27 protein-coding genes, 2 tRNA genes and 1 pseudogene are annotated in these 26,890 nt (G+C 62.8%); 9 read left to right on the plus strand and 21 right to left on the minus strand.

The features are described from left to right. Positions 1-637 (minus strand): MCP four helix bundle domain-containing protein (locus ABS761_RS15805; protein ID WP_350409317.1); only part of this gene is annotated, 637 nt, incomplete at its 3' end. A gap of 240 nt (positions 638-877) precedes the next feature. Then, positions 878-1,093 carry a cold-shock protein gene (locus ABS761_RS15810; RefSeq protein WP_350409318.1) on the minus strand — a complete coding sequence of 72 codons (216 nt, stop codon included), beginning with the start codon at positions 1,091-1,093 and terminating at the stop codon, positions 878-880. Between the two features lie 394 nt (positions 1,094-1,487). Here ABS761_RS15810 and ABS761_RS15815 point away from each other — a divergent pair, with 394 nt between their 5' ends. Next, positions 1,488-3,128: a methyl-accepting chemotaxis protein gene (locus ABS761_RS15815; protein WP_350409319.1), complete on the plus strand. Its 1,641-nt coding sequence runs from the start codon at positions 1,488-1,490 to the stop codon at positions 3,126-3,128. Between the two features lie 120 nt (positions 3,129-3,248). Here the strand turns inward: ABS761_RS15815 and ABS761_RS15820 are convergent, their stop codons facing one another. From ABS761_RS15820 to ABS761_RS15845, 6 genes are all read right to left on the minus strand, one after another. Next, on the minus strand, positions 3,249-3,422 hold the full coding sequence (locus ABS761_RS15820; RefSeq protein WP_350409320.1) for a YegP family protein: 174 nt from the start codon (positions 3,420-3,422) through the stop codon (positions 3,249-3,251). 125 nt (positions 3,423-3,547) lie between these two features. After that, on the minus strand, positions 3,548-3,964 hold the full coding sequence (locus tag ABS761_RS15825; protein ID WP_350409322.1) for a VOC family protein: 417 nt from the start codon (positions 3,962-3,964) through the stop codon (positions 3,548-3,550). 136 nt (positions 3,965-4,100) lie between these two features. Next, positions 4,101-4,185 (minus strand) — tRNA-Leu (locus ABS761_RS15830). An 85-nt stretch (positions 4,186-4,270) separates the two neighbouring features. Further along, entirely contained in the window at positions 4,271-5,578 is a 1,308-nt protein-coding gene (locus tag ABS761_RS15835) for a GGDEF domain-containing protein (RefSeq protein ID WP_350409323.1), read from the minus strand. After that, complete coding sequence (locus ABS761_RS15840) at positions 5,536-5,997, minus strand: hypothetical protein (protein ID WP_350409324.1); 462 nt, start codon at positions 5,995-5,997, stop codon at positions 5,536-5,538. Before ABS761_RS15840 ends, ABS761_RS15835 begins: the two co-directional genes overlap by 43 nt. Further along, positions 5,954-6,043: transfer RNA gene (locus ABS761_RS15845), tRNA-Ser, on the minus strand. The genes ABS761_RS15840 and ABS761_RS15845 overlap by 44 nt, the downstream gene beginning before the upstream one ends. A gap of 135 nt (positions 6,044-6,178) precedes the next feature. On the opposite strand from ABS761_RS15845, the gene ABS761_RS15850 reads away from it, so the two are divergent. Further along, a complete protein-coding gene (locus tag ABS761_RS15850; RefSeq protein ID WP_350409326.1) occupies positions 6,179-7,171 on the plus strand; it encodes an NAD(P)H-quinone oxidoreductase in 993 nt (330 codons plus the stop codon). A 21-nt stretch (positions 7,172-7,192) separates the two neighbouring features. Here the strand turns inward: ABS761_RS15850 and pnp are convergent, their stop codons facing one another. The 7 genes from pnp to ABS761_RS15885 all read right to left on the minus strand — a co-directional run bounded on the left by pnp (position 7,193) and on the right by ABS761_RS15885 (position 14,810). Continuing rightward, the gene (gene pnp / locus ABS761_RS15855) at positions 7,193-9,337 is read right to left on the minus strand and encodes a polyribonucleotide nucleotidyltransferase (RefSeq protein ID WP_350409327.1); all 2,145 of its coding nucleotides are present in this window, start codon (positions 9,335-9,337) and stop codon (positions 7,193-7,195) included. A 102-nt stretch (positions 9,338-9,439) separates the two neighbouring features. Beyond that, positions 9,440-9,709, minus strand: a complete 270-nt coding sequence (gene rpsO, locus ABS761_RS15860) for a 30S ribosomal protein S15 (protein WP_350409328.1) — start codon at positions 9,707-9,709, stop codon at positions 9,440-9,442. Positions 9,710-9,833: 124 nt separating this feature from the next. After that, positions 9,834-10,619 (minus strand): CDP-diacylglycerol--serine O-phosphatidyltransferase, encoded by a 786-nt coding sequence (gene pssA, locus ABS761_RS15865; protein WP_350409329.1) that lies wholly within the window; start codon positions 10,617-10,619, stop codon positions 9,834-9,836. Between the two features lie 4 nt (positions 10,620-10,623). Then, complete coding sequence (locus tag ABS761_RS15870; protein WP_350409330.1) at positions 10,624-11,316, minus strand: phosphatidylserine decarboxylase; 693 nt, start codon at positions 11,314-11,316, stop codon at positions 10,624-10,626. Between the two features lie 126 nt (positions 11,317-11,442). Continuing rightward, a complete protein-coding gene (ilvC, locus tag ABS761_RS15875) occupies positions 11,443-12,459 on the minus strand; it encodes a ketol-acid reductoisomerase (RefSeq protein WP_350409332.1) in 1,017 nt (338 codons plus the stop codon). A 126-nt stretch (positions 12,460-12,585) separates the two neighbouring features. Further along, on the minus strand, positions 12,586-13,077 hold the full coding sequence (ilvN, locus tag ABS761_RS15880; RefSeq protein WP_350409333.1) for an acetolactate synthase small subunit: 492 nt from the start codon (positions 13,075-13,077) through the stop codon (positions 12,586-12,588). 11 nt (positions 13,078-13,088) lie between these two features. Next, complete coding sequence (locus ABS761_RS15885) at positions 13,089-14,810, minus strand: acetolactate synthase 3 catalytic subunit (RefSeq protein WP_350409334.1); 1,722 nt, start codon at positions 14,808-14,810, stop codon at positions 13,089-13,091. Positions 14,811-15,217: 407 nt separating this feature from the next. Between ABS761_RS15885 and ABS761_RS15890 the strand changes: the two genes are divergently transcribed. Then, entirely contained in the window at positions 15,218-17,455 is a 2,238-nt protein-coding gene (locus ABS761_RS15890; RefSeq protein ID WP_350409335.1) for an FUSC family protein, read from the plus strand. An 18-nt stretch (positions 17,456-17,473) separates the two neighbouring features. Here ABS761_RS15890 and ABS761_RS15895 read toward each other — a convergent pair whose 3' ends face one another. From ABS761_RS15895 to pdxR, 4 genes are all read right to left on the minus strand, one after another. Then, complete coding sequence (locus ABS761_RS15895) at positions 17,474-17,815, minus strand: DMT family protein (RefSeq protein WP_350409336.1); 342 nt, start codon at positions 17,813-17,815, stop codon at positions 17,474-17,476. 31 nt (positions 17,816-17,846) lie between these two features. Beyond that, positions 17,847-18,620, minus strand: a complete 774-nt coding sequence (yaaA, locus tag ABS761_RS15900; protein ID WP_350409337.1) for a peroxide stress protein YaaA — start codon at positions 18,618-18,620, stop codon at positions 17,847-17,849. A 13-nt stretch (positions 18,621-18,633) separates the two neighbouring features. Beyond that, positions 18,634-19,416, minus strand: coding sequence for a 3-hydroxybutyrate dehydrogenase (locus ABS761_RS15905; protein ID WP_350409338.1), 783 nt, complete (start codon positions 19,414-19,416; stop codon positions 18,634-18,636). 115 nt (positions 19,417-19,531) lie between these two features. Further along, the gene (gene pdxR / locus ABS761_RS15910; protein WP_350409339.1) at positions 19,532-20,959 is read right to left on the minus strand and encodes a MocR-like pyridoxine biosynthesis transcription factor PdxR; all 1,428 of its coding nucleotides are present in this window, start codon (positions 20,957-20,959) and stop codon (positions 19,532-19,534) included. A gap of 101 nt (positions 20,960-21,060) precedes the next feature. On the opposite strand from pdxR, the gene ABS761_RS15915 reads away from it, so the two are divergent. Continuing rightward, positions 21,061-21,777 (plus strand): GNAT family N-acetyltransferase, encoded by a 717-nt coding sequence (locus tag ABS761_RS15915; RefSeq protein WP_350409340.1) that lies wholly within the window; start codon positions 21,061-21,063, stop codon positions 21,775-21,777. A 28-nt stretch (positions 21,778-21,805) separates the two neighbouring features. Here the strand turns inward: ABS761_RS15915 and ABS761_RS15920 are convergent, their stop codons facing one another. Together ABS761_RS15920 and ABS761_RS15925 are read right to left on the minus strand one after the other, a co-directional pair. After that, positions 21,806-22,861 (minus strand): linear amide C-N hydrolase, encoded by a 1,056-nt coding sequence (locus ABS761_RS15920; protein ID WP_350409341.1) that lies wholly within the window; start codon positions 22,859-22,861, stop codon positions 21,806-21,808. A gap of 18 nt (positions 22,862-22,879) precedes the next feature. Continuing rightward, entirely contained in the window at positions 22,880-23,251 is a 372-nt protein-coding gene (locus ABS761_RS15925; protein WP_350409347.1) for a substrate-binding domain-containing protein, read from the minus strand. Positions 23,252-23,309: 58 nt separating this feature from the next. On the opposite strand from ABS761_RS15925, the gene ABS761_RS15930 reads away from it, so the two are divergent. From ABS761_RS15930 to ABS761_RS15950, 5 genes and pseudogenes are all read left to right on the plus strand, one after another. After that, positions 23,310-24,737, plus strand: coding sequence for an MFS transporter (locus ABS761_RS15930; RefSeq protein WP_350409342.1), 1,428 nt, complete (start codon positions 23,310-23,312; stop codon positions 24,735-24,737). A 27-nt stretch (positions 24,738-24,764) separates the two neighbouring features. Next, on the plus strand, positions 24,765-25,445 hold the full coding sequence (locus ABS761_RS15935) for an ArsR/SmtB family transcription factor (RefSeq protein ID WP_350409343.1): 681 nt from the start codon (positions 24,765-24,767) through the stop codon (positions 25,443-25,445). Between the two features lie 60 nt (positions 25,446-25,505). Then, a complete protein-coding gene (locus ABS761_RS15940) occupies positions 25,506-25,649 on the plus strand; it encodes a recombinase family protein (protein ID WP_350409345.1) in 144 nt (47 codons plus the stop codon). Positions 25,650-25,789: 140 nt separating this feature from the next. Then, positions 25,790-26,107 (plus strand): hypothetical protein, encoded by a 318-nt coding sequence (locus ABS761_RS15945; protein WP_350409346.1) that lies wholly within the window; start codon positions 25,790-25,792, stop codon positions 26,105-26,107. 13 nt (positions 26,108-26,120) lie between these two features. After that, a pseudogene (locus tag ABS761_RS15950) lies at positions 26,121-26,814 on the plus strand (transposase); the annotation flags it as partial. Between the last annotated feature and the right edge of the window lie 76 nt (positions 26,815-26,890).

Raw genomic sequence — 26,890 nt, forward strand, 5'->3', positions numbered from 1 at the left:
GGTGGGTGATCGAGCGGGTGACGCGCCAGGCAAACAGCGGCCCCAGCAGCAGCGCCAGCAGCGTCGCCACCCCCAGAATCGTCATGCCAAGCTGACCGGATTGGGCGCTCTCGTCGAACAGGCGCTGCATCGAGTCAGCCTGCTGCTGCGATACGCGGTCGATCGCGCCCAACAGATCGGTCGTGAGCGTGGGCAGCTCTTGCATGAGGAAAACATTCGCCTCGCCGAAATTGCCACTGTCGAGGTTCTTGAACCCCAGGTCGCGAGTTTGCAGATAAGCGTCCCTGCCCTGCGCGACCTGCCGCAGCAAGGCGCCAGCCCCGGTATTGTGGGCCGTCCCGGTCAATCGCTCGAGCAACTCGCGGATTCGCTGATCGGCCGCCTCGATGCCCGCCTTCAGCTCTCGCAACGTATCGGGATCGGCTGCGAGCGAGCCCTGCGCCAGACTGGATTCCATGCTGACCTGGCGGGCCAGTTGCTGGATCAGGGCACTGGTCTGCAGCCTGCCGTTCAGCATCTGGTTGTCCTGCTGTGAATCGATGATGCGCCAGGCGCCGATGCCCGACATCACCAGCAACAGGACGATCACGAAGCCAAATCCCAAGGTCAGACGGGTGCCGATTTTCAAGTCGCGCATGATCTTCTCGCACAGAGCGGCATCACGTCTCGCGGCGATGCCGGATGTCCACGGATTTACCCCACCCCGGCCCGATCACGGAACTCAACAGCCGACCCGGCCTGAAGCCCCTATCTTAATGGGAACCGCCGCGGCGGCCACCACCGCGACGCCTATTTCTGTTATGCCTGCTTGTTATCGAAGACGTCAAAAAAGAAAAGGCCCCACAAGGGGGCCTCGGTTCGGCGCTAGCGTCTGGGATCAGACGGCCTCGACCGATTGGGCTTGCGGGCCTTTCTGGCCCATGCCGGCGACGTAGCTGACGCGCTGATTTTCCTGGAGCGAGCGGTGGCCGCTGCCGTTGATTTCGGAAAAATGGACGAACAGATCCTTGCCGCCCGACTCGGGCGTGATGAAGCCGAAGCCCTTGTCGTTATTGAACCATTTGACGGTGCCAAATTCGCGTTGCGTGTTCATATTGAACTCCTGTTGATTGCGAGCACATGCTCAAAGGCAGGGGTCACCAGGCGTACAGTGGTACGAATCGGCACCTTTCGATGCGAAGAACGTATACAAATAACTAACCTAACTCTCTACCATCCGCTAGAGTAGGGTCTGCCACCCATCTGTGTCAATCGATATTCAACAACCACCCCTCAAAGTGTGGCGCTGGGCTCACGGATGCGCCCAGCCGGAATCCAACCGGCATGCCGCCACCCACTCCGACTGATTCTGTCGGCCTCGTCACCCAAGACATGGAAAACCATAATAGCTTCATGGGTATTATCCGACGCATGATCAAGCGCATAGTCATATAAACACGAGCGTGCTGCGGCAACCGAGCTCGAAGCAATCGTCAGGAGGGGGTGGCATGCGCATCAATTTACCCATTTCAAATCAAGAATATCCTTTCCCGAGCGGGGCGACTCTCGTATCAGTCACTGACGCCAAGGGGCGCATCCTATACTGCAACAACATGTTCGCGGACGTGAGCGGCTTCACGATGAGTGAACTGTCGGGCCAACCTCACAACCTTATTCGCCACCCGGACGTCCCAGAAGAAGTCTTCCGAGACCTCTGGCACACCATTCAGGGGAGCCGACCCTGGTCCGCCGTCCTAAAAAACAGACGCAAAGACGGCTCGCACTACTGGGTGGTGGCGAACGTCACGCCGTTGTCCGACGATGGGACGCCCACCGGCTACATGTCTGTAAGAACAGAGGCCACGCCCGAGCAGATTGACGCGGCGGAACGGTTATACGCAAGGATGCGCCGGGAAAAGGAAGAAGGACGCCGCATCACGGTATTCAAAAACGGTCGCATCCTGCGTTCCACTTTCTGGGGTCGAGTGTCCGAGAGGCTGCGCCCGGATTTGTCTGCTCGACTATTGCTGTCTCTAATGTTGCTGACGATCGTTTCGGGAAGCACAACCTGGTGGGCGCGGCACTCATCGATTTCCATCATCTGGGGCATGCTCGCATGCGCAGTGGCTGCGATGATAACGTGGTCGATAATGCGCCGTTGGTTTGTAGTGCCGCTCGATGCCTTAATACTTGGCGCCAATCGAATTGCCGCGTGCGATCTCACCCAGGCTGTTCCACGCGATCGTAACGACCGATTTGGAGAACTGCAGGCGGCGCTAAGCCAGGTCGGAGTGAACATCCTGTCGATAGTACGCGATGCGCGCGACCAAAACATACAGATATTTTCCGGCATGGGCAGCATGGCAAACGGAAATAAGGAGCTCGCGCACCGCACAGAAGGCCAAGCCGCAAGCTTACAGCAAACAGCAACCGCATTAGAGCAGATCACTAGCGCGGCAAGCTCCACCGCCGAGTCAGCACGGAAAGCGGCAACAACCTCCACCGACGCAGTGTCAATCACGGAGCACAGCGCCACCTCGGTGAACGACTTGGGGCATACCATGGAGTCCATTCGTGACGCATCCGAGCGCATTCTCGACATCATCAAAACGATCGACAGCATCGCATTTCAAACCAACATTCTCGCCTTGAATGCAGCCGTGGAAGCAGCCAGAGCCGGCGACGCCGGCAAGGGCTTTGCAGTGGTGGCATCGGAAGTCAGGGCGTTGGCGCAAAGAACATCAACCGCAGCGGGAGAAATATCGGAAATCATCACGGACGTCAGGGCTCGCATCTCTCAGGGGTACGAAAAAAGCGGCGCCGCTTTGGAGTCCATGCAAAAAGCCGTCTCAAGCATCCGGAGCGTCCATACCGCCGTCATAGGAATCGACCAAGCCGTGGCGGAACAGCTCACAGGGATATCCCAAATAAACTCAGCCGTGGGAAGCCTTGATGATGCAACACGCGAGAACGTGAAATTCGCCACCACAATGACCAATGTGACCAGTGAGTTGGAGCGACTTGCGAAAGCGGCAGCGGAAACAGTACACGTCTTTCGCATTGACGCCAAGCCACGCGAGATGAGCGATGCCGTCACCCTGCGTCGTGCCGCAAAACCGCAGGACGCCCCAGCCCTCATCCCGGCGTAGGCGGCCATTTCGCTGACGGCGCGGCAGTGCGCCGCCGCCATCCGCGCCCTACTCCGCTCGACGCCTGCGCGACCGGAACCTGAGCAGTCGCCGGGTCTAGGCCCCGCCCGGCTTGGCTATCTACTCCTCAGTCACCGGGGCATCAGGCGCACCCTTCTTGACTGATTCAATGCTGTGCTGTGCGCTCTGTTTACTCGTATACCCCTCAGAGCTAGTGCAAATGATGTTCCCATTGGCCGCCTTCAGTCTCCAGCGCCACTCCCCAGCCTTGTCTTTGTACAGGACGAATTTCATGGACTCTCCTCAGTAGTTCTTGTCGGCGCGAACTATGCCAAGTCCATCGTAGGCCAGATATTCCCGAGTAAGAATCGGGGTTTCCCTGACAGGTCCCGCCTGGACAGCCACGACCGAAGATCAACTTATTCTTCCCAGGCGGGGTTCCAGACAATCTCCCAAAGATGTCCGTCCGGGTCTTGGAAGTATCCCGCGTAGCCACCCCAAAACGTGTCTTGGGCCGGCTTCACGATTGTCGCCCCTGCTCGTTCCGCCCGGTACATCGCTTCGTCGACTTCCGTCTTAGAGGAAACGTTATGCCCAAGCGCCATTTGTGTCGAGCATGCCGCCGTGTTCGGCAGGCCGGTATCGTGAGCAATGCTGGCGCGCGGCCACAGCGCGACCTTTAATCCGGGCTGCATGTCGATAAAGACCACTGCGCCGTGCTCGAACTCTTTCCCGACGATCCCTTCGGTTTCAAAGCCCAGCCCGTCACGGTAAAAGCACAACGACCGCTCCAAGTCATCCACCCCGATCGTGATGACGGTAATACGTGGCTGCATAGACCCTCCTGAACAGGCTACCCAAGTTCCTGGCCCTGATCGCTCAGTTCGAACAAAGTCCAGCCAAGGCGCTGACCGCTACGTTACAATCATGGCCAGAGCCCCGCATGCGGGTCTTGGCCCAGTGCGGTTCGAGTGGTGCTCCCAGCCGGAATCGAACCGGCATGCCCGAAGGCGAGGGATTTTAAGTCCCTTGCGTCTACCAATTCCGCCATGGGAGCCCGGCCGCCCGGACCCGCTTGTGCGGATACGTCCGGATGAGGCGCGCGAGTAGAGGCCACATTGTACAGAAGACATCCACCGCGCTCAGCCACCGAGCACCATGGCCCGGATGCGATTACGGCCGGCATGCTTGGCCTCGTAGAGTTGGGCGTCGGCTCCGTCCAGCAGCTCGCGCGCACCCGCGCCGCCGCTCAGCAAAGTGGCGGCGCCGATGCTCACCGTCAGGTGCGGCTCTGCGGCCGAGGCGTTTGGGAGATCCAACTGCGCGACCGCTGCGCAAATGCGCTCGGCGACCGTCAGCGCCTCCTCGGCGGCAGTATCGGGCAGCAGGCAGGCGAACTCCTCGCCGCCGTAGCGCGCGGCGAGGTCGGTGGGCCGAGCCGCACTGCGCTCGAGGGCCCGGGCGATGGCACGCAAATAATCGTCGCCCACCACGTGGCCGTAGTGATCGTTGACGCTTTTGAAGTGGTCGACGTCGATGAGCAGCAGGCTCAGGGGCGAATTCGTGCGCAGGTGGCGCCCGTGCTCGCGCACTAGGGCCTGATCAAAATGGCGGCGGTTGGCCAAGCGGGTCAGACCATCGGTCTGGCTCTGCTTCTCCAGCTCTTCGTAGGCAACGCGCAAGGCCTGCTGCTGTTGCAAAATGTGCCTATTGCTGTCCGCCAGCAGGAGCGTCAGGCGGCGGTGTCTGCGCAGCGCCAGATAAAATGCCAAGGCCAGGAGTGCGGCAACCACACTGGCGGCCTGCATCAAGATACGCTGGCTGCGCTGCGATACCGCGTATGCGATGAACTGGCGCTCGGCATCCTCGTGCGCCACCACGGATTCCGAGATATCCATCACCTCCAGATAGCGGTCAAACGCCGCCGCGACGTGCTGGTGCTGCGGCGAGCGGCTGAAGTAGAACCGATAGGCGCGAGGATAGTGATACAGGGTGTGGATGGCCTCCAAATCAAAAAGCTCGTACTGATAGCGCTTCTCGATGAAAATGCTCTTGTTGAACACGGCTACGTCGATCTCGCCGTCGCGCACGGCCTGAAACAAGCCATCCGCCGTGGCTGACTGGTCGAACATGCGCAACCGGGAGGCCGGCACGAGGTCCTTGAGGATCGACTCGAACGATACACCACCCACGATCCCGACCCGGTAACGCGCCAGATCGGCGAGATCGCTTATCGGCAGGCGCCGCCCCTTGCGGGCGATGACGACGTAGTAGGTCTCATAATACGGAGCGGTGAAAATGCCGAGCTGCGCACGCTCGGCTTGCAGGCTGAGCGGCATCAGCATATCGATGGCGCCCTCCTGCACTTGCCGAATCTTTTCGATGACGGTCTGGTCGCGCCCCGGAATCACCTCATAGCGCAAAAACCAAGCCGCTGCGCGATAAAGCACAACACATCGACACTGATGCCGGTATAGATACGGTGCGTAGGATCATACTGCGCCATCGGAGCGGCATCCATGGCCGCGACACGCAGGGGCGGCATGGCGCGAAACTCGGCCAGTTGTGCGGCGGGCAGCTCGACGGGCGCGCTTAGCCGGATGCGCTGCGCACCGTCGCAAGCCGCCGCAGGGCCCGCGTAAAAACCGACGCCGAGCAGCAGCCCAGCAGCCAGGGTTCCGCGCACGCCGGAAATCCGTAACAGCACGTCGATGTAAGGCAAGGTCTCGGCCATCGGGGAGTCAGCCCGGTAAAGGGCGGTGAGGGCGGTATGGGCCTCCTCGATAGGTCCGAATGCGCCCTGGCCCAAGGACTGCCGGGCCTGCTGGCGGAAGCGGTGAGATTCGAACTCACGGATGGGTTGCCCCATCGCCGGTTTTCAAGACCGGTCCATTCAACCGCTCTGGCACGCTTCCGCGGATGAAGCCGGTAAGTGTAGCGCATAATACAGGGTATTCTCACATAGAACCGCTCCGTCCGCGCGGCCCCGTGGCGTTGCCGCCCCGCCGCTTGCGCAACGGGCTCTTCATCTCAACACAGGAACCCTGTCAATGTATGCGGTCGAAATTTCCCAAGCCGGTGGCCCCGAAGTGTTGCGTTGGACCGAGCGCCCCGATCCCGTGCCCGGACCCGGCGAGGTCCTGATCGAGGTCGCCGCGGCGGGCGTCAACCGGCCCGACGTGTTCCAACGACAAGGCAGTTATCCGCCCCCCCCTGGCGCCTCGGATCTGCCTGGCCTCGAGATCGCCGGCAGGATCATCGGCGGTGACCCGGCCGCCGGCGGGTTTCAGGCCGGCGATGAGGTGTGCGCCCTGGTGGCGGGTGGTGGCTACGCGCAATACTGCGTCGCCCCGGCCGTACAATGCCTGCCCATTCCCGAGGGCCTGTCCCTCGTCGAGGCGGCCGCCTTGCCTGAAACGTACTTCACCGTCTGGAGCAATGTCTTCGACCGCGGCGCGCTCGCGCCGGGCGAGACCTTGCTGGTGCATGGCGGCGCCAGCGGCATCGGCACCACCGCGATCCGCCTGGCGACCGCGCTGGGCCACACGGTCTACGCCACGGCGGGCAGCGACGAGCGGGCCCGGGCCGTCGAATCTCTGGGCGCCGCGCGCGGCATCAATTACAAGGTTCGGGATTTCGTGGCCGATATCCGCGACCTGACCCAAGGGCGCGGCGTGGACGTGGTTCTGGACATGGTCGCCGGCGACTACCTGCCCCGCAACATCGACGTCCTGGCCGACGATGGCCGGCTGGTCATCATTGCTTTGTTGGGCGGAGCCAAAGGCACTTTGAACTGTGGGCAGCTCATGCGCCGGCGCCTGACGGTGACCGGTTCGACCCTGCGGGCCCGTCCGGTCGAGTTCAAGGCGACGATCGCCCGCTCGCTGCGCGAGCGGGTGTGGCCGCTACTGTCGGCCGGTACCATTCACCCGGTCATCCACGCGACCTTTCCCCTGCGGGAGGCCGCCCGGGCGCACGCCATGATGGACGCGGGCGAGCAGATCGGGAAAATCGTGCTGGTGGCCGAACCGCCCCGGTCCTGAAAGAGACCGGGGCGCGCGGCCTTATTCCGCGGCCACGGGGGCGGCTGGCCCCCCTTGCGCCTCGATGCCGCCGATGGCCTTGACCGACAGGCGCAGGCGGCCGCGCTCGTCGGCCTCGATAACCTTGACGCGCACCGATTGGCCCACCTTGAGCACGTCGTTGATGTCGGCGATGCGGTAGTTGGCGATCTCGGAAATGTGCAGCAGCCCGTCGCGGCCCGGCAGCACCTGGACAATGGCGCCGAAATCCAGCAGGCGCTGGACAGTGCCCTCGTATTCCTGGCCGACCTCGACCTCGGCGGTCAGTTCCTTGATGCGGCGCTCGGCCTCATGGGCGCGGTCCAGGTCGGCGCTGGCGATGGTGATGCTGCCGTCATCGCTGATGTCGATCTGGGTGCCGGTTTCCTCGGTCAGCGCGCGGATGGTCGCCCCGCCCTTGCCGATCACGTCGCGGATCTTTTCCGGATTGATCTTCAGGCGCAGCATGCGCGGCGCGAAGTCCGAGAGCTCGTTGCGCGAGCCATCGATGGCGTCGCGCATCTTGCCGAGGATGTGCAGACGGCCTTCGCGAGCCTGAGCCAGCGCGACCTGCATGATTTCCTTGGTGATGCCCTGAATCTTGATGTCCATCTGCAGGGCGGTGACGCCGGTGACGGTGCCGGTGACCTTGAAGTCCATGTCGCCGAGGTGATCCTCATCGCCCAGAATGTCGGTCAGGACGGCGAACTTGCCGCCTTCCTTGATCAGGCCCATGGCGACGCCCGCCACGTGATCCCGGATGGGCACGCCGGCGTCCATCATGGACAGGCTGCCGCCGCAGACCGAGGCCATCGACGAGGAGCCGTTCGATTCGGTGATCTCGGAGACCAGGCGCAGCGTGTACTGGAAGTCCTCGGCGCTGGGCAGCAACGGCAGCAGCGCGCGCTTGGCCAGGCGGCCGTGACCGATCTCGCGGCGCTTGGGCACGCCAAAACGGCCGGTCTCGCCGGTGGCGAAAGGCGGCATGTTGTAGTGCAGCATGAAGCGGTCGCGGTACTCGCCCATGATCGAGTCAATGATCTGCTCGTCTTGTTTGGTGCCCAGCGTGGTGACCACCAGGGCCTGGGTCTCACCCCGCGTGAACAGGGCGCTGCCGTGCGCGCGCGGCAACACGCCCAGGCGGATGCTGATCGGGCGCACAGTGCGGGTGTCACGCCCGTCGATGCGCGGCTCGCCATTGAGAATCTGGCCGCGGACGATCTGCGATTCCAGGTCGAACAGCATATTGTCGACCTCGACGCCATCGGGTGCCACGTCGCCGCGCGCGCCCGCGTGCTCGGCGAGTTTGGCCTTGACCTCGGCATACACCTGACGCAGGCGGGCCGTGCGGGCCTGCTTGTCGCGGATCTGATAGACCTCTTTGAGGGCATCGTTGGCGGCGGCCTTGACGGCGGTGGCCAGGACCTCGTTGCGCGGAGCGGGCTGCCAATCCCATTCGGGCTTGCCGGCTTCGGCGACCAGTTCATGAATAGCGTTGATGGCGGCCTGCATCTGCTCGTGACCGAACACCACCGCGCCCAGCATGACATCCTCGGGAAGCTGCTTCGCCTCGGATTCGACCATCAGCACAGCGGCCTCGGTACCGGCCACCACCAGGTCGAGTTCGGATTCGCCCTTGAGCTGCGAGACCGTCGGATTCAGGACGTACTGGCCATCGATGTAGCCGACGCGCGCCGCGCCCACGGGGCCATTGAATGGAATGCCCGAGATGGCCAGGGCCGCCGAGGCGCCGATCAAGGCGGGGATGTCCGGGTCGATCTCGGGGTTGACCGACAGGGTATGGATGATGACCTGGACGTCGTTGTAGAACCCTTCGGGGAACAGCGGGCGCAGGGGACGATCGATCAGGCGCGAGGTGAGGGTTTCCTTTTCGGAGGGCTTGCCTTCACGCTTGAAGAAACCGCCCGGAATCTTGCCGGCGGCGTAGGTTTTCTCGACGTAGTCGACGGTCAGGGGAAAGAAATCCTGCCCGGGCTTGGCGGTCCTGGCGGCCACGACCGTGGCGAGCACCACCGTGTCATCGACCGAGACCAGCACGGCGCCGGAGGCCTGGCGGGCGATCTCGCCGGTTTCCAGGACGACGGTATGCTGGCCGTACTGGAATGACTTGCTCACTTTATTGAACATTACACAGTATCCTTACGAATTCTTACGAAAAAAACCGCGGCACGCCGCGAACCCATGTCGCGACGTCCGCGGTTGATGCGCGGGGAGCCAAGCCCCGGGGCATTACTTGCGCAGGCCGAGTTTTTCGATCAGGGCGCGGTACGAATCCGGGTTGCGGCCCTTGAGGTAGTCGAGCAGCTTGCGGCGACGGCTGACCATGCGCAGCAGGCCGCGGCGCGAATGGTGATCCTTGGTGTGCGCCTTGAAGTGGCCGGTGAGCTCGTTGATGCGGGCCGTCAACAGGGCGACCTGAACCTCGGGGGATCCGGTATCGCCTTGGGCGCGCTGGAATTGCGCGACGATGTCGGACTTGACGATGTTTGCAACTGACATTTCATTTTCCTCAAAAAGACATGCGGCAGCCTCGAGGATGCGCTGCCGTGCGATGAAAGACCCTCCGCCCAGAAACGGGCGAAGAGATGATTATAGCGGATCGTGGACCCCGCTGCGCGCAAGCTCAAGCCGTCTCGTCGCTGTTCGAGGGCGGCCCGCCGGCCTCGCGCAGACGCTGCCCGAGGCGGCGAGCGCGGCGCACGCGCCAGAGCCACGTGAACCACCCCGACAGGCTGTAGAGCACGAACAGGCCAAACAGCACCACCGGCGGATCACTGGAGACGAACACGAACACCGCCACCACCACCAGCAACACCCAGAACGGCACGCTGCGGCCCAGAGCAAAGGACTTGCCGCTGAAGAACGGGGCGTTGGACACCATGGCCAGGCCCGCATAAACCGTCAGCCCGAAGGCCGACCAGGACAAGGTCCCATCGGCGAACGAAAATTTATTATCCACCGCCAACCAGACATAGCCCGCGACCAGCGCGGCGGCGGCCGGGCTGGGCAAACCCTGAAAATACTGTTTGTCGACCACGCCGATATTGGCGTTGAAGCGCGCCAGGCGCAAAGCCGCGCCGACCACATAGACGAAGGCCGCGAGCCAACCCCAGCGCCCCAGGCCCTGCAGCGACCACTCGTACATCACCAGGGCCGGCGCCATGCCGAACGAAATCATGTCGGCGAGCGAATCGTACTGCTCGCCGAAAGCCGACTGGGTGTTGGTCAGGCGTGCCACTCGCCCGTCCATGCTGTCGAACACCATGGCGAGGAAAATAGCGATCGCCGCCACCTCGAAGCGTCCGTTCATGGACTGAACGACCGCGTAGAAACCGGCAAACAGATTGGCTGTGGTGAAGGCGTTGGGCAGCAGGTAGATGCTGCGGCGACGGTGAATTTCGTCGGTCATCGGGTCAGGGTTTGGATATTTCGCCGGGATCGGAGGCTGGCGCCTCGGCCTCGGGCAGCTCGGCCAGGACCGTGCTGGTGGCCTGGACCTTGTCGCCGATGGCTACACGCGGCCGCGCGCCCAAGGGCAAGTATACGTCCACCCGCGAGCCGAAGCGTATGAAGCCGTAACGCTGGCCCGCGTAGAGGTCCTGGCCCGGCGTCACATGGCACAGGATACGCTTGGCTACCAGGCCGGCCACCTGCACCGCCGTGACGACGTGGCCGTCCGCGGTGTCGAGCACCATCGCGTTGCGCTCGTTCTCGAGCGACGCCTTGTCCAGGGCGGCGTTGAAGAACTTTCCTGGGAAATAGTCGAGCGAGCGCACCCTGCCGTCCACCGGACAGCGATTCGAATGCACGTTGAATACGTTCATGAACACGCTGATCTTGAGCGCGTCGCGATCGGCGTGGGGATCACGCGCCTCCTCCACGCAGACGATGCGCCCATCGGCCGGCGACAGTACGGTGCCCTCGCCCTCCGGGGCCTCGCGGGCCGGATCGCGGAAAAACTGCAGGGCGAACAGGGTGAACAGCCAGAAGGGGATCGATGCCCAGCCGGACCAGAAGGACACCAGCAGGGACACGAGCGCGCTGGCAGCCAGGATGAACCAGCCTTCGCGCGCTACCGCGGGATGAGGATAGGGGGGGATTTTCATGGTAGGCGCAAGGATAACCCAATTCTTCCGCGGGAATCACCCCCGGAAGCGGCGAGGCCCCGGCAAGCCGGGGCCTCGTGCGCGCCGCGCCCCGACGGGCGGGTGCGGCATGCGGCGGCGGACCGCTCAGTTCTTGGTCTGGTCCACCAGCTTGTTGGCGGCGATCCAGGGCATCATGGCGCGCAGCTTGCCGCCGACCTGCTCGATCTGCGACTCCGCGTTCAGGCGGCGGCGCGAGGTGAGCTCGGGGGCGCCGGCGGCGTGCTCCAGAATGAAGTTCTTGGCATAGACACCCGACTGGATGTCGGCCAGGCACTGGCGCATGGCGGCGCGCGTCGTGTCGGTGACGATGCGCGGGCCAGTGACGTACTCGCCATACTCGGCGTTGTTCGAGATCGAGTAGTTCATGTTGGCAATCCCGCCCTCGTAGATCAGGTCGACGATCAGCTTCAACTCGTGCAAGCACTCGAAATACGCCATCTCGGGCGCATAGCCGGCCTCGACCAGGGTCTCGAAGCCGGCCTTGATCAACTCGACGGTACCGCCACACAGCACGGCCTGCTCGCCGAACAGGTCGGTCTCGGTTTCTTCGCGGAAGTTGGTCTCGATGATGCCGGCGCGTCCCCCGCCGTTGGCCATGGCATAGGACAGCGCCAGGTCGCGCGCCTTGCCGCTGACGTCCTGGTGCACGGCGATCAGGTGCGGCACGCCACCGCCCTGGGCGTAGGTGCTGCGCACCGTGTGGCCCGGCGCCTTGGGCGCGACCATGATCACGTCGATGTCGGCGCGCGGCACGACCTGGCCGTAATGGACGTTGAAACCGTGGGCGAAGGCAAGCGCCGCGCCCGCCTTGATGTTGCCGGCGATCTGGTTGCGGTAGACCTCGGCGATGCTCTCGTCAGGCAGCAGCACCATGACCACATCGGCGCCCTTGACCGCGTCGGCAACCTCCTTGACCTGCAAGCCGGCGCCCTCTGCCTTTTTCCAGGAGGCGCCGCCCTTGCGCAGGCCAACGGTCACGTGGACGCCCGAATCGTGCAGGTTTTGAGCATGCGCGTGGCCTTGTGAGCCATAGCCGATGATGGCGACGTGCTTGCCCTTGATCAGGGACAGGTCGCAGTCTTTGTCGTAGAAAACTTTCATGGAATGACTCCGTTGAATTATTTGACTTTGAGAAGAGAGAGGTTTTCGGTCATGGCAAAAAATGCTTTGCCGCCGGGCTGCCCAAGGCAAAACGCGCCTCGCGAGTGGAGCCTGCGCAGCGTGGGCTCACAATTTCAGCACGCGTTCACCGCGCCCTACGCCCGATACGCCGGTGCGCACGGTTTCCAGGATGGCGGTGCGATCGAGGGCACCGATGAACGCTGCGATCTTGTCCTGCACGCCGGTGAGCTCGATGGTATAGGATTTGTCGGTGACGTCGATGATGCGGCCGCGGAAGATCTCGGCCATGCGCTTCATTTCCTCGCGTTCCTTGCCCACGGCGCGGACCTTGATCAGCATCAGCTCGCGCTCGATGTGGGCGCCCTCGGACAGGTCGACGACCTTGACGACGTCCACCAGCCGATTGAGGTGCTTGGTGATCTGCTCGATGATTTCGTCGGATCCTTCAGTGACGATGGTCATGCGCGAGAGCGTGGTGTCCTCGGTGGGGGCGACGGTCAGAGTCTCGATGTTGTAGCCGCGGGCCGAAAACAGTCCCACCACCCGGGACAAGGCGCCCGGCTCGTTTTCCAGCAAAACGGATATCACGTGTTTCATGGTCTTCCCCCTTACAGGTCCTCAGAGCCCAGCAGCATTTCGGTCAGCCCACGGCCGGCCTTGACCATGGGCCAGACGTTCTCGGTCTGGTCGGTGATGAAATCCATGAAGACGAGCCGATCCTTGTACTTGGTGAACGCCTCGCGCAAGGCGGGTTCGACGTCGGCGGGATTCTCGATGCGCATGCCCACGTGGCCGTAGCTCTCGGCGAGCTTCACGAAATCGGGCAAGGCATCCACGTAGGACTCTGAATAGCGCGAGCCGTATTCGATTTCCTGCCACTGGCGCACCATGCCCAGGTAGCGGTTGTTCAGGCACAGGACCTTGGGTGTGAGCCGGTACTGGCTGCAGGTGGAAAGCTCCTGGATGTTCATCTGGATCGAGCCCTCGCCGGTGATGACGGCGACGTCGCGGTCCGGATTGGCCATCTGCACCCCCATGGCGTAAGGCAAGCCCACGCCCATGGTGCCCAGGCCACCGGAATTGATCCAGCGGCGCGGCTCGGGGAACGGGTAGTACTGCGCCGCCCACATCTGGTGCTGGCCCACGTCCGAGGTGACGAACGCCTGGCCGCGTGTGACCTCCCAGAGTTTCTGGACCACGAACTGTGGCTTGATCACCGTGTCGGACATCTCGTAGTCCAGGCATTTCTTGGCGCGCCAGGTATCGATCTGGCGCCACCAGGCCTCGAGCGGGCGCGGCTCGGGGTTCTTTTCGGCGAGTGCCTGGCCGTACAGCCCGATCAGATCCTGCAGCACGTCCTTGACGTCGCCGACGATGGGTATGTCGACGCGCACGCGCTTGGAGATCGAGGAGGGATCGATGTCGATGTGGACGATCTTGCGAGGCACCTGGGCGAAATGACGCGGATTGCCGATCACGCGATCGTCGAAGCGCGCACCGATGCCGATCAGCACGTCGCAGTTCTGCATCGCCATATTGGCTTCGTAGGTGCCGTGCATGCCCGGCATCCCGACGAACTTGGGGTCGGCCCCGGGCAGTGCACCCAGGCCCATCAGTGTCGTGGTGCAGGGCGCGCCGGTCATGTTGACGAGCTTGCGCAGCTCGTCGGCGGCATTGGCCAGCACCACGCCACCGCCCGCGTAGAGCATCGGGCGCTCGGCAGTCAGGAGCATCTGGACGGCTTTCTTGATCTGTCCCTGGTGGCCCTTGGTCACCGGTGCGTACGAGCGCATGACGGTCTCGCCACGCTTGGGCGTGAACTTGCACATCGCCACGCTGACGTCCTTGGGCACGTCGACCAGCACCGGGCCGGGCCGGCCGGTGCGTGCGATGTAGAAGGCCCGGCGCATGGTTTCGGCTAGGTCCTTGACGTCGCGCACGAGGAAATTGTGCTTGACGCAGGGTCGCGTGATCCCCACGGTGTCGCACTCCTGGAAGGCATCCTGGCCGATCGCATGGCTGGGCACCTGTCCGGTGATCACCACCATGGGGATGGAATCCATATAGGCCGTGGCGATGCCCGTCACAGCATTGGTCACACCCGGGCCGCTGGTCACCAGCGCGACGCCAACCTTGTTCGACGAGCGCGAATAGGCGTCCGCGGCATGCACGGCGGCCTGTTCATGGCGCACCAGAACGTGCTTGAACGCGTCTTGCTTGTAGATGGAGTCGTAGATGTAGAGGACTGCGCCGCCAGGGTAGCCAAAGACATGGTCTACGCCTTCCTCGATGAGACAACGCACGATAATATCGGCGCCATTGAGTTCCATGATAGTTTCCTTTCATAACCAGCGCGACGCACCAAGCGGCCCTCGAAGGCCCGGGCCAGTTCTGGCGACCCTCAGCATGAACCGGCGCTGGGCGATTCACGGAATCGCTTTGCCCGGACACCCTGCGGAACCAGCCTGCACCCATTGACACGTGACGCAAGCGTTCATTGAACGCGGGAGGTAGAAATGGACGTCCCGGCTCAGGCTTGTGGCTCGGCCAGGGACAAACAAACAGCGGGCGTAAAAAACCGGGCGTGTGGCCCGGGCATGCGCCTGTGGGGATCCGGCGGCGTTGGCGGCCGGACAGCTACTTTACCGCGTTGCAGCAAGCGCCGCAAGCCGGGCGCCACGGCGCCGCCGTTTTCCCTATACTGCTGTTTTATTGCCGGCGGGCCGCGCGCCATCGCATGAGCTCATTGATCTCCCAGTTCCAGCGATTCATCCACAGCCACTATTTCTTCGGCGGCCTGCGCCAAGCGGTGGGCGTGCTGCTGCCGGCCATGTTCATCATCGGCCTGTTCCACCAGTACGCGATCGGCATGATCGCCGCCATCGGCGCGGCCTGCGTGGCCGTACTTGACCAGCCCGGCGGCCCGCGCCGCTACGGGATCAACGGCATGCTGGCTGCGCTGCTGCTGGGGTCCCTGACCGCGGCGGCCAGCGGCCTGGCCTCGGGCCACCCCGTGATGGTGTGGCTGGCCGTGCCGATGCTGTGCTTCGTGTTCTCGATGTTCACCGTGTTTGGGCGGCAAGGGGGTTTGCTGGGCTTCGCCTGCCTGCTGATCATGACGCTGACCATGCGCACGCCGCTGTCCACCGCCGACGTCCTGCAGCACACTGCCTACTCTTTCCTTGGCGGGGTGTTCTATCTGGCCTACAGCGCCATCGTCCACCGCCTGCTGTGGCACCGCGAGGAACAGCAGGTCCTGTCCGTGGCGCTATTCGCGACGGCCGACTACATGTCGGCGCGCGCGCGCTTCTACGACGTCAACCTCGACCTCGAGGACAGCTACCGCAAACTGATTCACTCGCAGGCACTGATGACCGAGGCCCACCAGGCGGCCCGCGACATGGTCCTGCGCGAACTGCCGCGCGGCAAGCCCGGGCGCGGGGACCGGCTGCGGCAGAGCTCGCTGAATATCTTCGTCGACATGGTGGGGCTGCTCGACACCATGGTGGCCACGCACACCGACTACGCCACTCTGCGACGCACCCTGCCCGACAGCGACATTCTGCTGTTCGTGCGCGACGCACTGAGCAAGCTGTCGGCGAATGTCGCCAAAATCGCGCTGAACGTCGCCCGCAACCGCCACACCCGCGAGCGCAACAGCGTCAAGGCCGAACTGCGCGCGCTAGAGTACGAAATGCAGTTGGCGCGCGCCCAGGGGCTAGAGACCTCGCAGCCCGAAATCTATGCCCTGCTGATCCAGATCCAGCGGCGAATGCGCAACATGACACGGCTGGTCGATCGGATGGCCGGCCATTCCGAACACTCCGTGGACCGCGACGCCCCGCTCGTCGACCTGCGCCTGGACAAGTCGCTGAACCGCTTCCTGTCGCGCCAGAAGTGGCGCCTGGGCATGCTCACCAGCAACCTGCGCAGCGACTCGCCGCATTTCCGCTACGCCCTGCGCGTGGCCATCGCCGCCCTCCTCGCCATGACGCTGGCAGCCGTGCTGGGGGCCCTGCCGCTGCTGCGCGACGTGGCCCCGGGCATGGCCGCGCACGGCTACTGGATCATCCTGACCGTCATCATCATCATGAAGCCGGGTTTTGCGCTGACTCGCCAGCGCAACGGCTGGCGCCTGACCGGGACCTTGATCGGCTGCGCCGTGGCGCTGGGGCTGTTCACGCTGACCCACAGCACCGCCACGCTGCTGGCCATCCTGGTGATATGCAGCATCCTGGGCTACAGCCTGGTGCAGGTGCACTACATGCTCTCGGCCGTGTTCAACACCATGTTCGTGCTGCTGGTGTTCCATTTCCTGGTCCCCGGATCGAATGCCGTCGTGGGCGAGCGCCTGATCGACACCGTAATCGGCTCGGCCCTGGCCCTGATGTGCAGCTATATCCTGCCCTCCTGGGAGCGCAATGTCATGTTGTCCCTGGCGGTGGCCCTGCGCAACGCCAACCAGCGTTTCCTGCGTAACGGCCTCGCATACGCCCATGCCGCGCGCGCGGCGCGCGCCTCGGGCGGTGAAGCCGATGCGCAGGCGCGGGACAGCGAAACGAACTGGCGCGTTGCCCGCAAGAACATGCACATCGCCTTTGGCAACTTCGCCTCGGCGTTCTACCGGATGATGGACGAGCCGGTGCGGCGCCAACGCCACGTCCCCGAGCTCAACAACCTGCTGATCCAGCACCACGCCCTGGCCTCGCAGATCTCGGCGGCCATCCCGATCCTGGCGCAACTGGACCACGTCCCCACCGGCATCCAGCAGGCGCTGGATGCCACCGAGGCCTACCTCGAGGACCGCGACATGGCCGCGCCCGCTTCGCTCGAGACCGAGGGCGAGCTCGCCACCCTGGCCTACCCCTTACGCCAGATGGTCAAGGCCGCCGGGCTCATCCGCCACGAGATGCGCGGCCTCAAGCCCGACGAGCCCCTCAGCCAAGCCGCCGCGCAAGACATGGCCAAGGCATGAAACAAGCGCGCGATCCGCTCAGAACGGCCCCTTGAACACAAAGTACGCGCCCGCGCAGATCAATGCGAAGCCGACCGCGTGGTTCAGGGTCAGGGATTCCTTGAGGTACAGGACCGAGAAACCGGCGAAAACCACCAGTGTGATGACCTCCTGGATGGTCTTGAGCTCGGCCGCCGAATACACGGCATGGCCCAGGCGGTTGGCCGGCACCGCCAGACAGTATTCGACCAGGGCGATCGACCAACTGATCAGCACGACCCTGGCCAGCGGGCTGTCGGGGAATTTCAGGTGTCCATACCACGCAATGGTCATGAACACGTTGGACATGAACAGCAGGGCGATCGGCAGGAATTTGTGCATAGCTGGAACCGGGAACGGACCGCTCGCGGCCTCAGGCCGGACGCTGGAACACCAGGCGATCCTCCGATGAGGCCGCCGGCGCGTAGGCATAGCCCTCGGCGGCGAAACCGCGCAAGTCCTCGGGGGCCCGCAGACCCTGATCGATCACGTGGCGCGCCATGAGGCCGCGGGCGCGCTTGGCGTGAAAACTGATGACTTTCCAGACACCGTTCTTTTCATCCTGGAACACGCATTCCACCACGCGGGCCCGCAGCGCCTTGCGATCCACCGACTTGAAATATTCGTTCGATGCCAGGTTCAGCACGATGCGCGCGCCGGACAGCGTATCCAGGCGCTGGTTCAGGGCCCGAGCGATCCGCTCGCCCCAAAAAGCATAGAGGGTCGAGCCCCGTGCCGTTCGCAGCCGCGTGCCCATTTCCAGCCGATGAGGCTGGATCAGATCCAGCGGTCGCAGCACCCCATAGAGCCCGCTGAGGATCGCCAGGCGTTCCTGTGCCCACTCAAGCTGCGCATCGGACAGCTCCGCCGCGCGCAGGCCCTCATAGACGTCGCCATTGAAGGCCAGGGCCGCCTGGCGCGCATGCTCGGTGCCCGGCTCGTCCACCCAGGCCGCGTAGCGCTCGGCATTCAGATGCGCCAGCGCATCCGACAGGCCCATGAGCCCGGCCAAGTCGTCGGTCGACAGCTTGCGCAGCACCCCGACCAGCTTGCGCGTATCGTCGGGAAACGTCGGCAGCGACTGGCTCGTGGTGCGCACCGGTGTGTCGTAGTCCAGCTTTTTGGCCGGGGACAGAACCATCAGCATTGCCCAGCCTCCCTCAGCGCGCGGTCCAGCCGCCGTCGATCGCCAGCGTGGTGCCCGTCATCTGCGCCGCCGCGTCCGAGGCGATGAACACGGCCGCCTGGCCAAGCTGCTGCGGCGTGACGAACTCTAGAGACGGCTGCTTTTCAGCCAGCAACTCGCGGGCGGCCTCCTCGACGCTCACGCCCTTTTGCTGCGCCAGGGCCTGGATCTGCTTTTCAACCAGGGGCGTGCGCACCCAGCCCGGGCAGATGGCGTTGCAGGTCACGCCAGTGCCGGCATTCTCGAGCGCGGTGACCTTGGTCAGCCCCACCACGCCGTGCTTGGCGGCGACGTAGGCCGATTTATGGACCGAGGCCACCAGGCCGTGGGTGGAGGCGATGTTGATGATGCGGCCGGATTTTTGCCGCTTCATCGTCGGCAGCGCCGCCGCCGAACAATGGAACACGGCCGAGAGGTTCAGCGCGATGATGGCGTTCCATTTATCGACAGGAAAGTCCTCGATCAGGTCCGTGTGCTGGATGCCGGCATTGTTGACCAGGATGTCGATGCCGCCCAACGCCTGGATCGACTGCTCGACAAAGGCTCGCGCTGCCTGCGCATCCATCAGGTCGGCGTTCAAGTACACGGCCTTGACCCCGAAATCCCTTTCCAGCCCGGCACGTTCGCGCTCGATCGCCGCGGCGTCGCCGAAACCATTGATGACGAGATCGGCGCCCTGGCGCGCCAGCTCTTGTGCAATCGCCAGGCCGATGCCGCTGGTCGAGCCGGTGACGACCGCTTTTTTACCTTTTAGCATGGGACAACTCCTTGTGCGAGATTCCGAAAAAACCTGCGTCCAGTGTAACGCGGGGCACCTGAAATCCGCCTGGATGGCCCGTCATACGCGACGATCGGGGCAGGCTGTTGCGCCCTCACGCGGCTCGAGTGGCTTCCATGAGGCGCCGAGTGAGTGCCACGGCCTCCTCGGCCCCGGGTATGTTGGCGAACCCCATCAGCACGCCCTCCGGCCCCGATCGCCGCATTCGCCAATGGCTCAGCGCCTGGATTGCCAATCCACGGGACTGTGCCGCAGCGGCGAAGTCCCGGTCGCTGCGCCGGCCATGCAGCATCCCCAGCACATGGGTTCCACCGGCCTGCGTCGCCGCGATGTGCAGCCCTGCCCCGAAGACCTGCGCCAGTGCATCGACCAGATAGTCCCGGCGCTGTGCATAGAGCGAACGCATCTTGCGCAAGTGGCGGGTGAAATGGCCTTGCGCCATGAATTCGGCCACGGTCGCCTGCGGCCAGACCGACCCTGGGCCGGAAAGATGGTTCGCCGCACTGCGGAACCGTCCGATGTGCGCCTCCGGCGCCACCAGATACCCCAGGCGCAGCCCTGGAAACAGCACCTTGCTGAAAGTGCTGGTGTAGAGCACGCGCTCGTCCCGGTCCAGGCTTTTCAGCGCGGGCAGCGGCCGGCCATGGTAGCGGAACTCGCTGTCATAGTCGTCCTCGATGATCCACGCCCGTCGCTGCTGCGCCCATTTCAGCAGTTCCAGCCGCCGAGGCAATGACAAGGCCACGCCTGTGGGGCACTGATGCGTGGGCGTGACCACGGCGAAGCGGGCATCGGCGGCCCGCCGCCGCCCGATCTCCACATTCAGGCCTTCTTCATCCACGGGTATGGGCGCCAGGCGCATCCCGCTGCGCTGCAAAAAATCCCGGATATAGAGGTAGCCGGGATCCTCATGCCAGCCCACGTCGCCGCTGTGCAATACGGTGCGGCATATCAGCTCCAAGGCCCCCCGGTAGCCTGCCGTGATGAAGACCTGCTCATAAGAGCAAGCAATGCCGCGGGATATGCCAAGGTAGGTGGCGATGGCGCGCCGCAAGGGCTCGTGCCCGGCCGGATCGGGATAGTTCATGGCGGCCGCACCGAGAACACGCAGGCTCCGCCCGGCCAGACGGGTCCAGGTCTTGCGGGGAAACGCATCCAGCGCGGGCAAACCGAATTGAAAGGGCATGGGCTCGTCGGATGCTGCCTGCGGGCGCTGCGCCGGCTTGCTCGGCGGTTTGGACAATGCCGCGCGTCCCGCCTCACCCACGCTGTTCAGGCGTGGCGAGACCACCGTGCCGGCGGGGCCGCGCGCCTCGAAGTATCCCTCGCTGGTCAGCATCTGGTAGGCCAGTTCGACGGTGCCCCGCGCCAGGTGGAGCTCGCTGGCGAGACTGCGCACCGATGGCACCCGATCCCCCGGGCGAAGCTTGCCGGCGGCAATCGCATCCCGAAAGCGCCGATACAGTTGCATATAGATCGGCGCGTCTGACTCGCGCCGCGGTTGCAAGTGCTTCAGGTCCAAAGCCGATGTCCCAGTTATTTTTATCATTCTTGACCCTATTGAATAGGACGTAATTTTCCTAGAATTCTCCAATTGGAGCAAGAACGAGAGCAAGGAAAACCATGACTCAGAATCACAACGAATATGGACAACCGCTAGGCGAATCGCTACCCGGCTGGGCCACCCGCCCACTGCCGGGCGACGTGACACTGCAGGGCGCCTTTTGCCGCATCGAACCGCTGAACGTAGAGCGCCACGCCCAGGATCTGTACACCGCCTACAGCACGGCGCCGGACGGACGCGACTGGACCTACATGTTCGCGGGCCCCTTCCAGGCCGCCGACGAATACCTGCACTATGCCGAAGGCATTGCACGCAGCGCCGACCCCAAACACTATGCCGTCATCGATACCGCGCTGGGCAAGGCCGTCGGCACGCTGTCCTTGATGCGGATCGACCCGACCCACGGCGTGATCGAGGTCGGAAACGTTGCATTCTCGCCGCTGCTCAAGCAAAAACGAGCTTCCACCGAGGCACAGTTCCTGCTCATGCAGTATGCCTTCGACGAGCTTCGATACCGCCGCTACGAGTGGAAGTGCGACAGCCTGAACGCCCCGTCCCGAAAGGCCGCCGACCGACTCGGCTTCCGCTTCGAAGGGATATTCCGCCAGGCCGTGACCTATAAAGGGCGCTCGCGCGACACCGCGTGGTTTGCCATCATCGACAAAGAGTGGCCCTCGCTCAAGGCGGCATTCCTCGCCTGGCTTTCGGCGGACAATTTCGACCGCGACGGGCGGCAGGTCAGGACCCTGGCCGAATTCAAAAGGGAACAGCCGTAAGCCGGACGCCGCGCAATCCCCTCCTTGGCTACTCGGCCGCCTTGAACTCAAAGGGTTCGGCGGGAGTGAACCGGTCCGATGCTTCACCGGCAAGAACCCGGTTCATGTCCACCCCCAGGTCGAGGGTCTGTGCCTGGGCACCTTGCGAAAAGTCGAGTCGTTTGAGATCCACCCAGAACACATTGGGCGACGTCGCAGACTCGGCATAAAACAGCTTGTTCTTGTGATCCGCCACGATACGCCAGCGCGTCGTGGACAGATTGGGGGCGTCCGGCAGACTGATGCCATAGGGCACAGAGACATTCCGCACGATGCTGAACACTGCGGCGGCAGCAGTCCGCGGATCGTCGGTCTGAACGACTGCATCGGCATAGTAGCTTGCGCGCACGAACCGGTCCGATGCACGGCTGGTGCCAGGCAGGAACGCGCGCCCGTCGACCCCGCTCCAATAGCGCATGATGGCGAGTTGCTCATCATAGGAGGGCTCGTTCGTCATCACGCGGAACTCTCGACCGTGATGAATGCGTAGCGTGCCATCAATCCATTCCAGAATTGCGCTGTCACCCGTCGCATCCGACAGCGACAGATGCAACGGAGCAAGACTGCCGGGCCGGCCGGGAACTTCGCCACTGACGACCTGCACCGGCGTGGCTTGCGCATGCCTGACTGCCTCGTCGACCGTGGCGAATTGATCGAGAAAATACTGTGCCCAGATCGACAGTGATATGCGGGGTGTCACGCCATCGTCCTGGGGATATTTGGCGTCGGCCAGCCACAGCAAATTGGCATTGAGGCCGGCCTCGTTCATTCCGTCCACTGCCGAGATTTCATAACCGGAAACAATCACACTGCCATAGGCCGAAGTCCACTCTGCCGATCGCGGCCCGGCGGCCCCGTGCCGGGTCATGCCACGAGGAAAGACCCAAAGGTTGCTGACAATGGGATCTTTGAAATCCATCGAGCGACCCGTGAGATAGGTTCCGTTAGGGCCGTGATAGATGACGCGAGTACAGGCTTGTGCCTCTGCAGCCATCAGCGCCGCAGCTGCGGCCAGTGCAACCACAATGCGCGTGAACCGAGCCATATTCTGGGCACCTCCATCTTAAAACCGATCATTCAACCCGAGGACCGGGCCGCTCAGACACATGTCATCGGCGTGACCACTACGGTCGTAATCGACATAGAGCACCTTATAGCCTGCCGAGCGATAGCGCGCACCGATAAGGTTCACGGCATAGTGTGCCATGGACTGTACGGGCAGCGCGATGGTGCTGATGTCGGGGCCGCACAGCTGCAGCCATTCGGGATCGTCATAACTCAGCAGCGAAATGTCCTGCGGAATGCGCAGGCCCATTTCGCGGATCGCGCGCAGCGCGCCCCGCGCCAGTTGGGAGCTGCCCAGCACCAGGGCGCTTGGACGCTTGGGTGCTCGGGGCTTGCCTTTGGGCTTTCGACTTGTCGGCCCGCCCTCAATCCACCATTATTTGGCGGACACCGAAGCATCGAATAGGTCAGATCCCTAAGATGGCGCAATGACAAAAGGTCAAATCCCCATTTCGATTCTTGCGACAACTATTACCGCGAGCTTCGGTTTCGGACTTATCCAACTCGACGTAACCATCGTCAACGTCGCGCTCCCGACAATAGCCAAGACGCTCAATACGACTGTTGCGGACCTGCAATGGGTGGTGGATGCCTATGCGCTCGCATTTGCCGCCCTTCTGCTGACCGGTGGCTACCTAGGTGATCGATTCGGTGCAAAACGCTGCTACCTCGCGGGCATCGCTCTATTCGCGATTACCTCGGTGGTATGCGGCGTTGCCCCCTCCACACCACTCTTGATTGGTGGACGCATGTTCCAAGGGGCAGGAGCCGCTTTGATGTTGCCCTGCTCGTTGGCCCTCATCAACCACGCTGCCGAAGGTCAACCGCAGCGTCGCGCGCAGGCTATCGGCTGGTGGACTGCCGCAGGCAGCATCATGATCGCAGCAGGGCCGATCATTGGCGGCTTGCTGATCGGCATCACAAGCTGGCGCAGCATTTTTCTCGTCAATCTTCCCGTTTGCGCCGTCGGCATGCTGTTAACGCTCAAAGTCGAGGAGACAAAGCGACTCCCCAACGGACGGGGTATTGATATTATTGGCCAACTGCTTGGGATCGTTGCTCTCGGCACAATAACCGGGGCGATGATCGAAGCAAAACCACTCGGCCTGGAAAGCCCGGTTGTTCTGGCGTGTACGATAACCGGCATCATCGCAACGGTTGCATTCGTTCGGCATGAGGCGCACTCGCCCACGCCCATGGTGCCGCTTTCACTTTTCGGATCACGTGCATTCTGCGGAGCAGTCATCTTCGGAGCAATCGCCAATCTCACTTACTATGGCGCGGTCTTCGTCCTCAGCCTCTATCTCCAGCGTGCGCTAGGCTATTCTCCTGTCTCGGCGGGCCTCGCATTCCTGCCGCTTACCGCCACTCTCCTCTTCGTCAACATCATTAGCGGCTGGTGGACCGGCACACGGGGATCGCGGGCACCGATGATCGCGGGCGCCCTTATCGATGCGAGTGGTTTCGCGATTCTCGCCTTCGTCGCCACCACAACGACCCCTTATTGGCACCTCGCCATCGCGTTCGTGTTGATCCCGGGCGGCATGGGCTTGGGTGTGCCTGCCATGACCACGGCCGTGCTGGCAAGTATCGGGCGTGAACATTCGGGCATCGCGTCAGCGGTACTGAATGCCGCCCGGCAGGCCGCCGGCGCGATGGGCGTGGCGTTATTCGGCACACTTGCCGGCGACGGGCCGCGCAGTATCGTCACTGGCCTTAGAATGTCGGCGATGATTGCTGCCGGCCTACTGATCGTCGCGGCCGCTGTTGCCGCAACGACAATAGCGCGTCTCCAAAGGGATTCATCTATGACAAGTTCGAAACAAACAAGTTCGAAACAAGCCGGCAGGCTGTAGAATCACAACATGGTAGATGGAACACTGATGGCGCGCGTAGCCGCTCTTGTCGGCGATCCGGCGCGTTCGAACATACTCGCAAGCATGATGGATGGGCGGGCACACACGCCCACCGAACTCGCTTTGGATGCGGGGATCAGCGCGGCCACGGCGAGCGGGCACCTTGCACGCCTGCTCGACGGCCAACTCGTCACCGTCGTGAGACAAGGACGACATCGGTATTATCGACTCGCCTCCAACAGCGTGGCGCGGATACTCGAAGGCATCATGGTATTGGGTGAGGATACCCAATCCCGCCCACGTGCAATGCCTCGCGTGCCCGCAGACCTGCGCTTGGCGCGCACTTGTTACGATCATCTGGCCGGAAAGCTGGGGGTTGCACTCACCGACGCGATGGTGACGCGCAATTTCATCAAGCTCGATGATGAGTCGGGGACGCTCACGGACACAGGAAACGCCGCGTTCCTTGAGCTTGGAATCGATTTGGCTGCCAGCCGACATCTGGGGCAGAGGGCCTGCTGTCGGCCATGTCTCGACTGGAGCGAACGCCGACCGCATATCGCCGGCGTTCTCGGAGCGGCCCTTCTCAACCATTTTCTAAATCAACGATGGATCGAGCGCATACAAGGAACGCGCGCCATCCGCGTGACCAACCAAGGAAGCGTCGCCTTTCGCCGCGATTTTGGCATTACCCTCGAGAGTGACTGAAAGGCAAAACGCGTAAAAAATCCTGATAATTTTTTGAATTATCAGGATTTTTGATAACTGGTGGAGAACATTACTCCACTCTGGACTGCTGGTCAGTCGGTCAACACCATAGCCGACACACTGAACGATAGGGGCGTGGCTACTTCTCGCGGCGGCCGGTGGACTACCAAGCAGGTTTCGCGCGTCTTGCTAAGGGTGGCATAATCCTATGCGAACAAACACGAACACCGCAGAACAACCACGCACAACATATTGAAATCATTGTGCTTTATAATAAAACTGGCCTTATTTAGCGCAAGAAAAATCTTGCGGGAAGCAGGCTAGCGCTTCCGGGGGATAATTACATGCGGGCAGGCACGCTTTTTTCGGTGATCTTCTACCTGTCCGGCATTTCGTCGCTAATCTACCAAGTCGTCTGGCAACGCGTTCTCACGCAGGTGATCGGCGTCGACTCCATATCGATCGCGTTCATCGTCACTATTTTCCTGCTTGGCCTAGGCCTCGGCTCCATCGCGGCGATACCCGCGACGAAGGGCCGGCGTCCACTAATCCTCATCCGGCTATATGCCGTGATCGAGCTGGTTATTGGCATTTTTGGCCTCGCCTCCATCGGTAATCCCCCCATAAAAGCGGTGAGATCAGAAGTAGAATTTTCTCATTGAGGAGTTCTACAGCATGAAGAAGTCACGATTCACAGACAGCCAGATCCTGGACGCGATCAAACGGGTGGAGGCCGGCGTCACGGTGCCCGAGATGTGCCGTGAGCTGGGCATCAGCTCAGCGACGTTCTACAAGTGGCGCGCCAAGTACGGCGGCATGGACGTGCCGATGATGTCGCGGATGAAGGAGCTGGAGGCCGAGAACGCCCGTCTACGCAAGATGTAATGTATGTCGAAGAGAAGCTCAAAGCTGAGTTGCGCGCGGAGGCTCTCGAAGAAAAGTGGTGAAGCCATCTCGCCGCGGCGAGATGGCTCAACGTGTCGTGCAGGAGCGCGGGATATCGGTCCGGTTGGCCTGCGAGACGTTTGGCATCAGCCAGACGTGCTATCGCTATGAGGGCAAGCACAAGGCGGAGAACGACGAGATCGCCGACTGGCTGCTGCGCCTGACGGACAACCACCGCAACTGGGGATTTGGGCTGTGCTACCTGTATCTGCGCAACGTGAAGGGCTTCGGTTGGAACCACAAACGGATTTACCGCATCTATCGGGCGTTGGAGCTGAACCTGCGAATCAAACCGCGCAAACGCCTGGTGCGCCAGGCGCCCGATCCGCTGACGGTGCCCACCGCCACGAATCACGTCTGGTCAATGGACTTGATGCATGATCAACTGGCCGATGGGCGCAGTATCCGGCTGTTCAACGTGATCTGCGTATTCCGATGATTGTGACCACTGATTCCGGTGATCGTGACCACCTTGTGTCGGACAGGTGGTTTTCTCTGAT

It is taken from the genome of Castellaniella sp. GW247-6E4 (assembly GCF_040276065.1).
GTDB lineage: Bacteria > Pseudomonadota > Gammaproteobacteria > Burkholderiales > Burkholderiaceae_B > Castellaniella.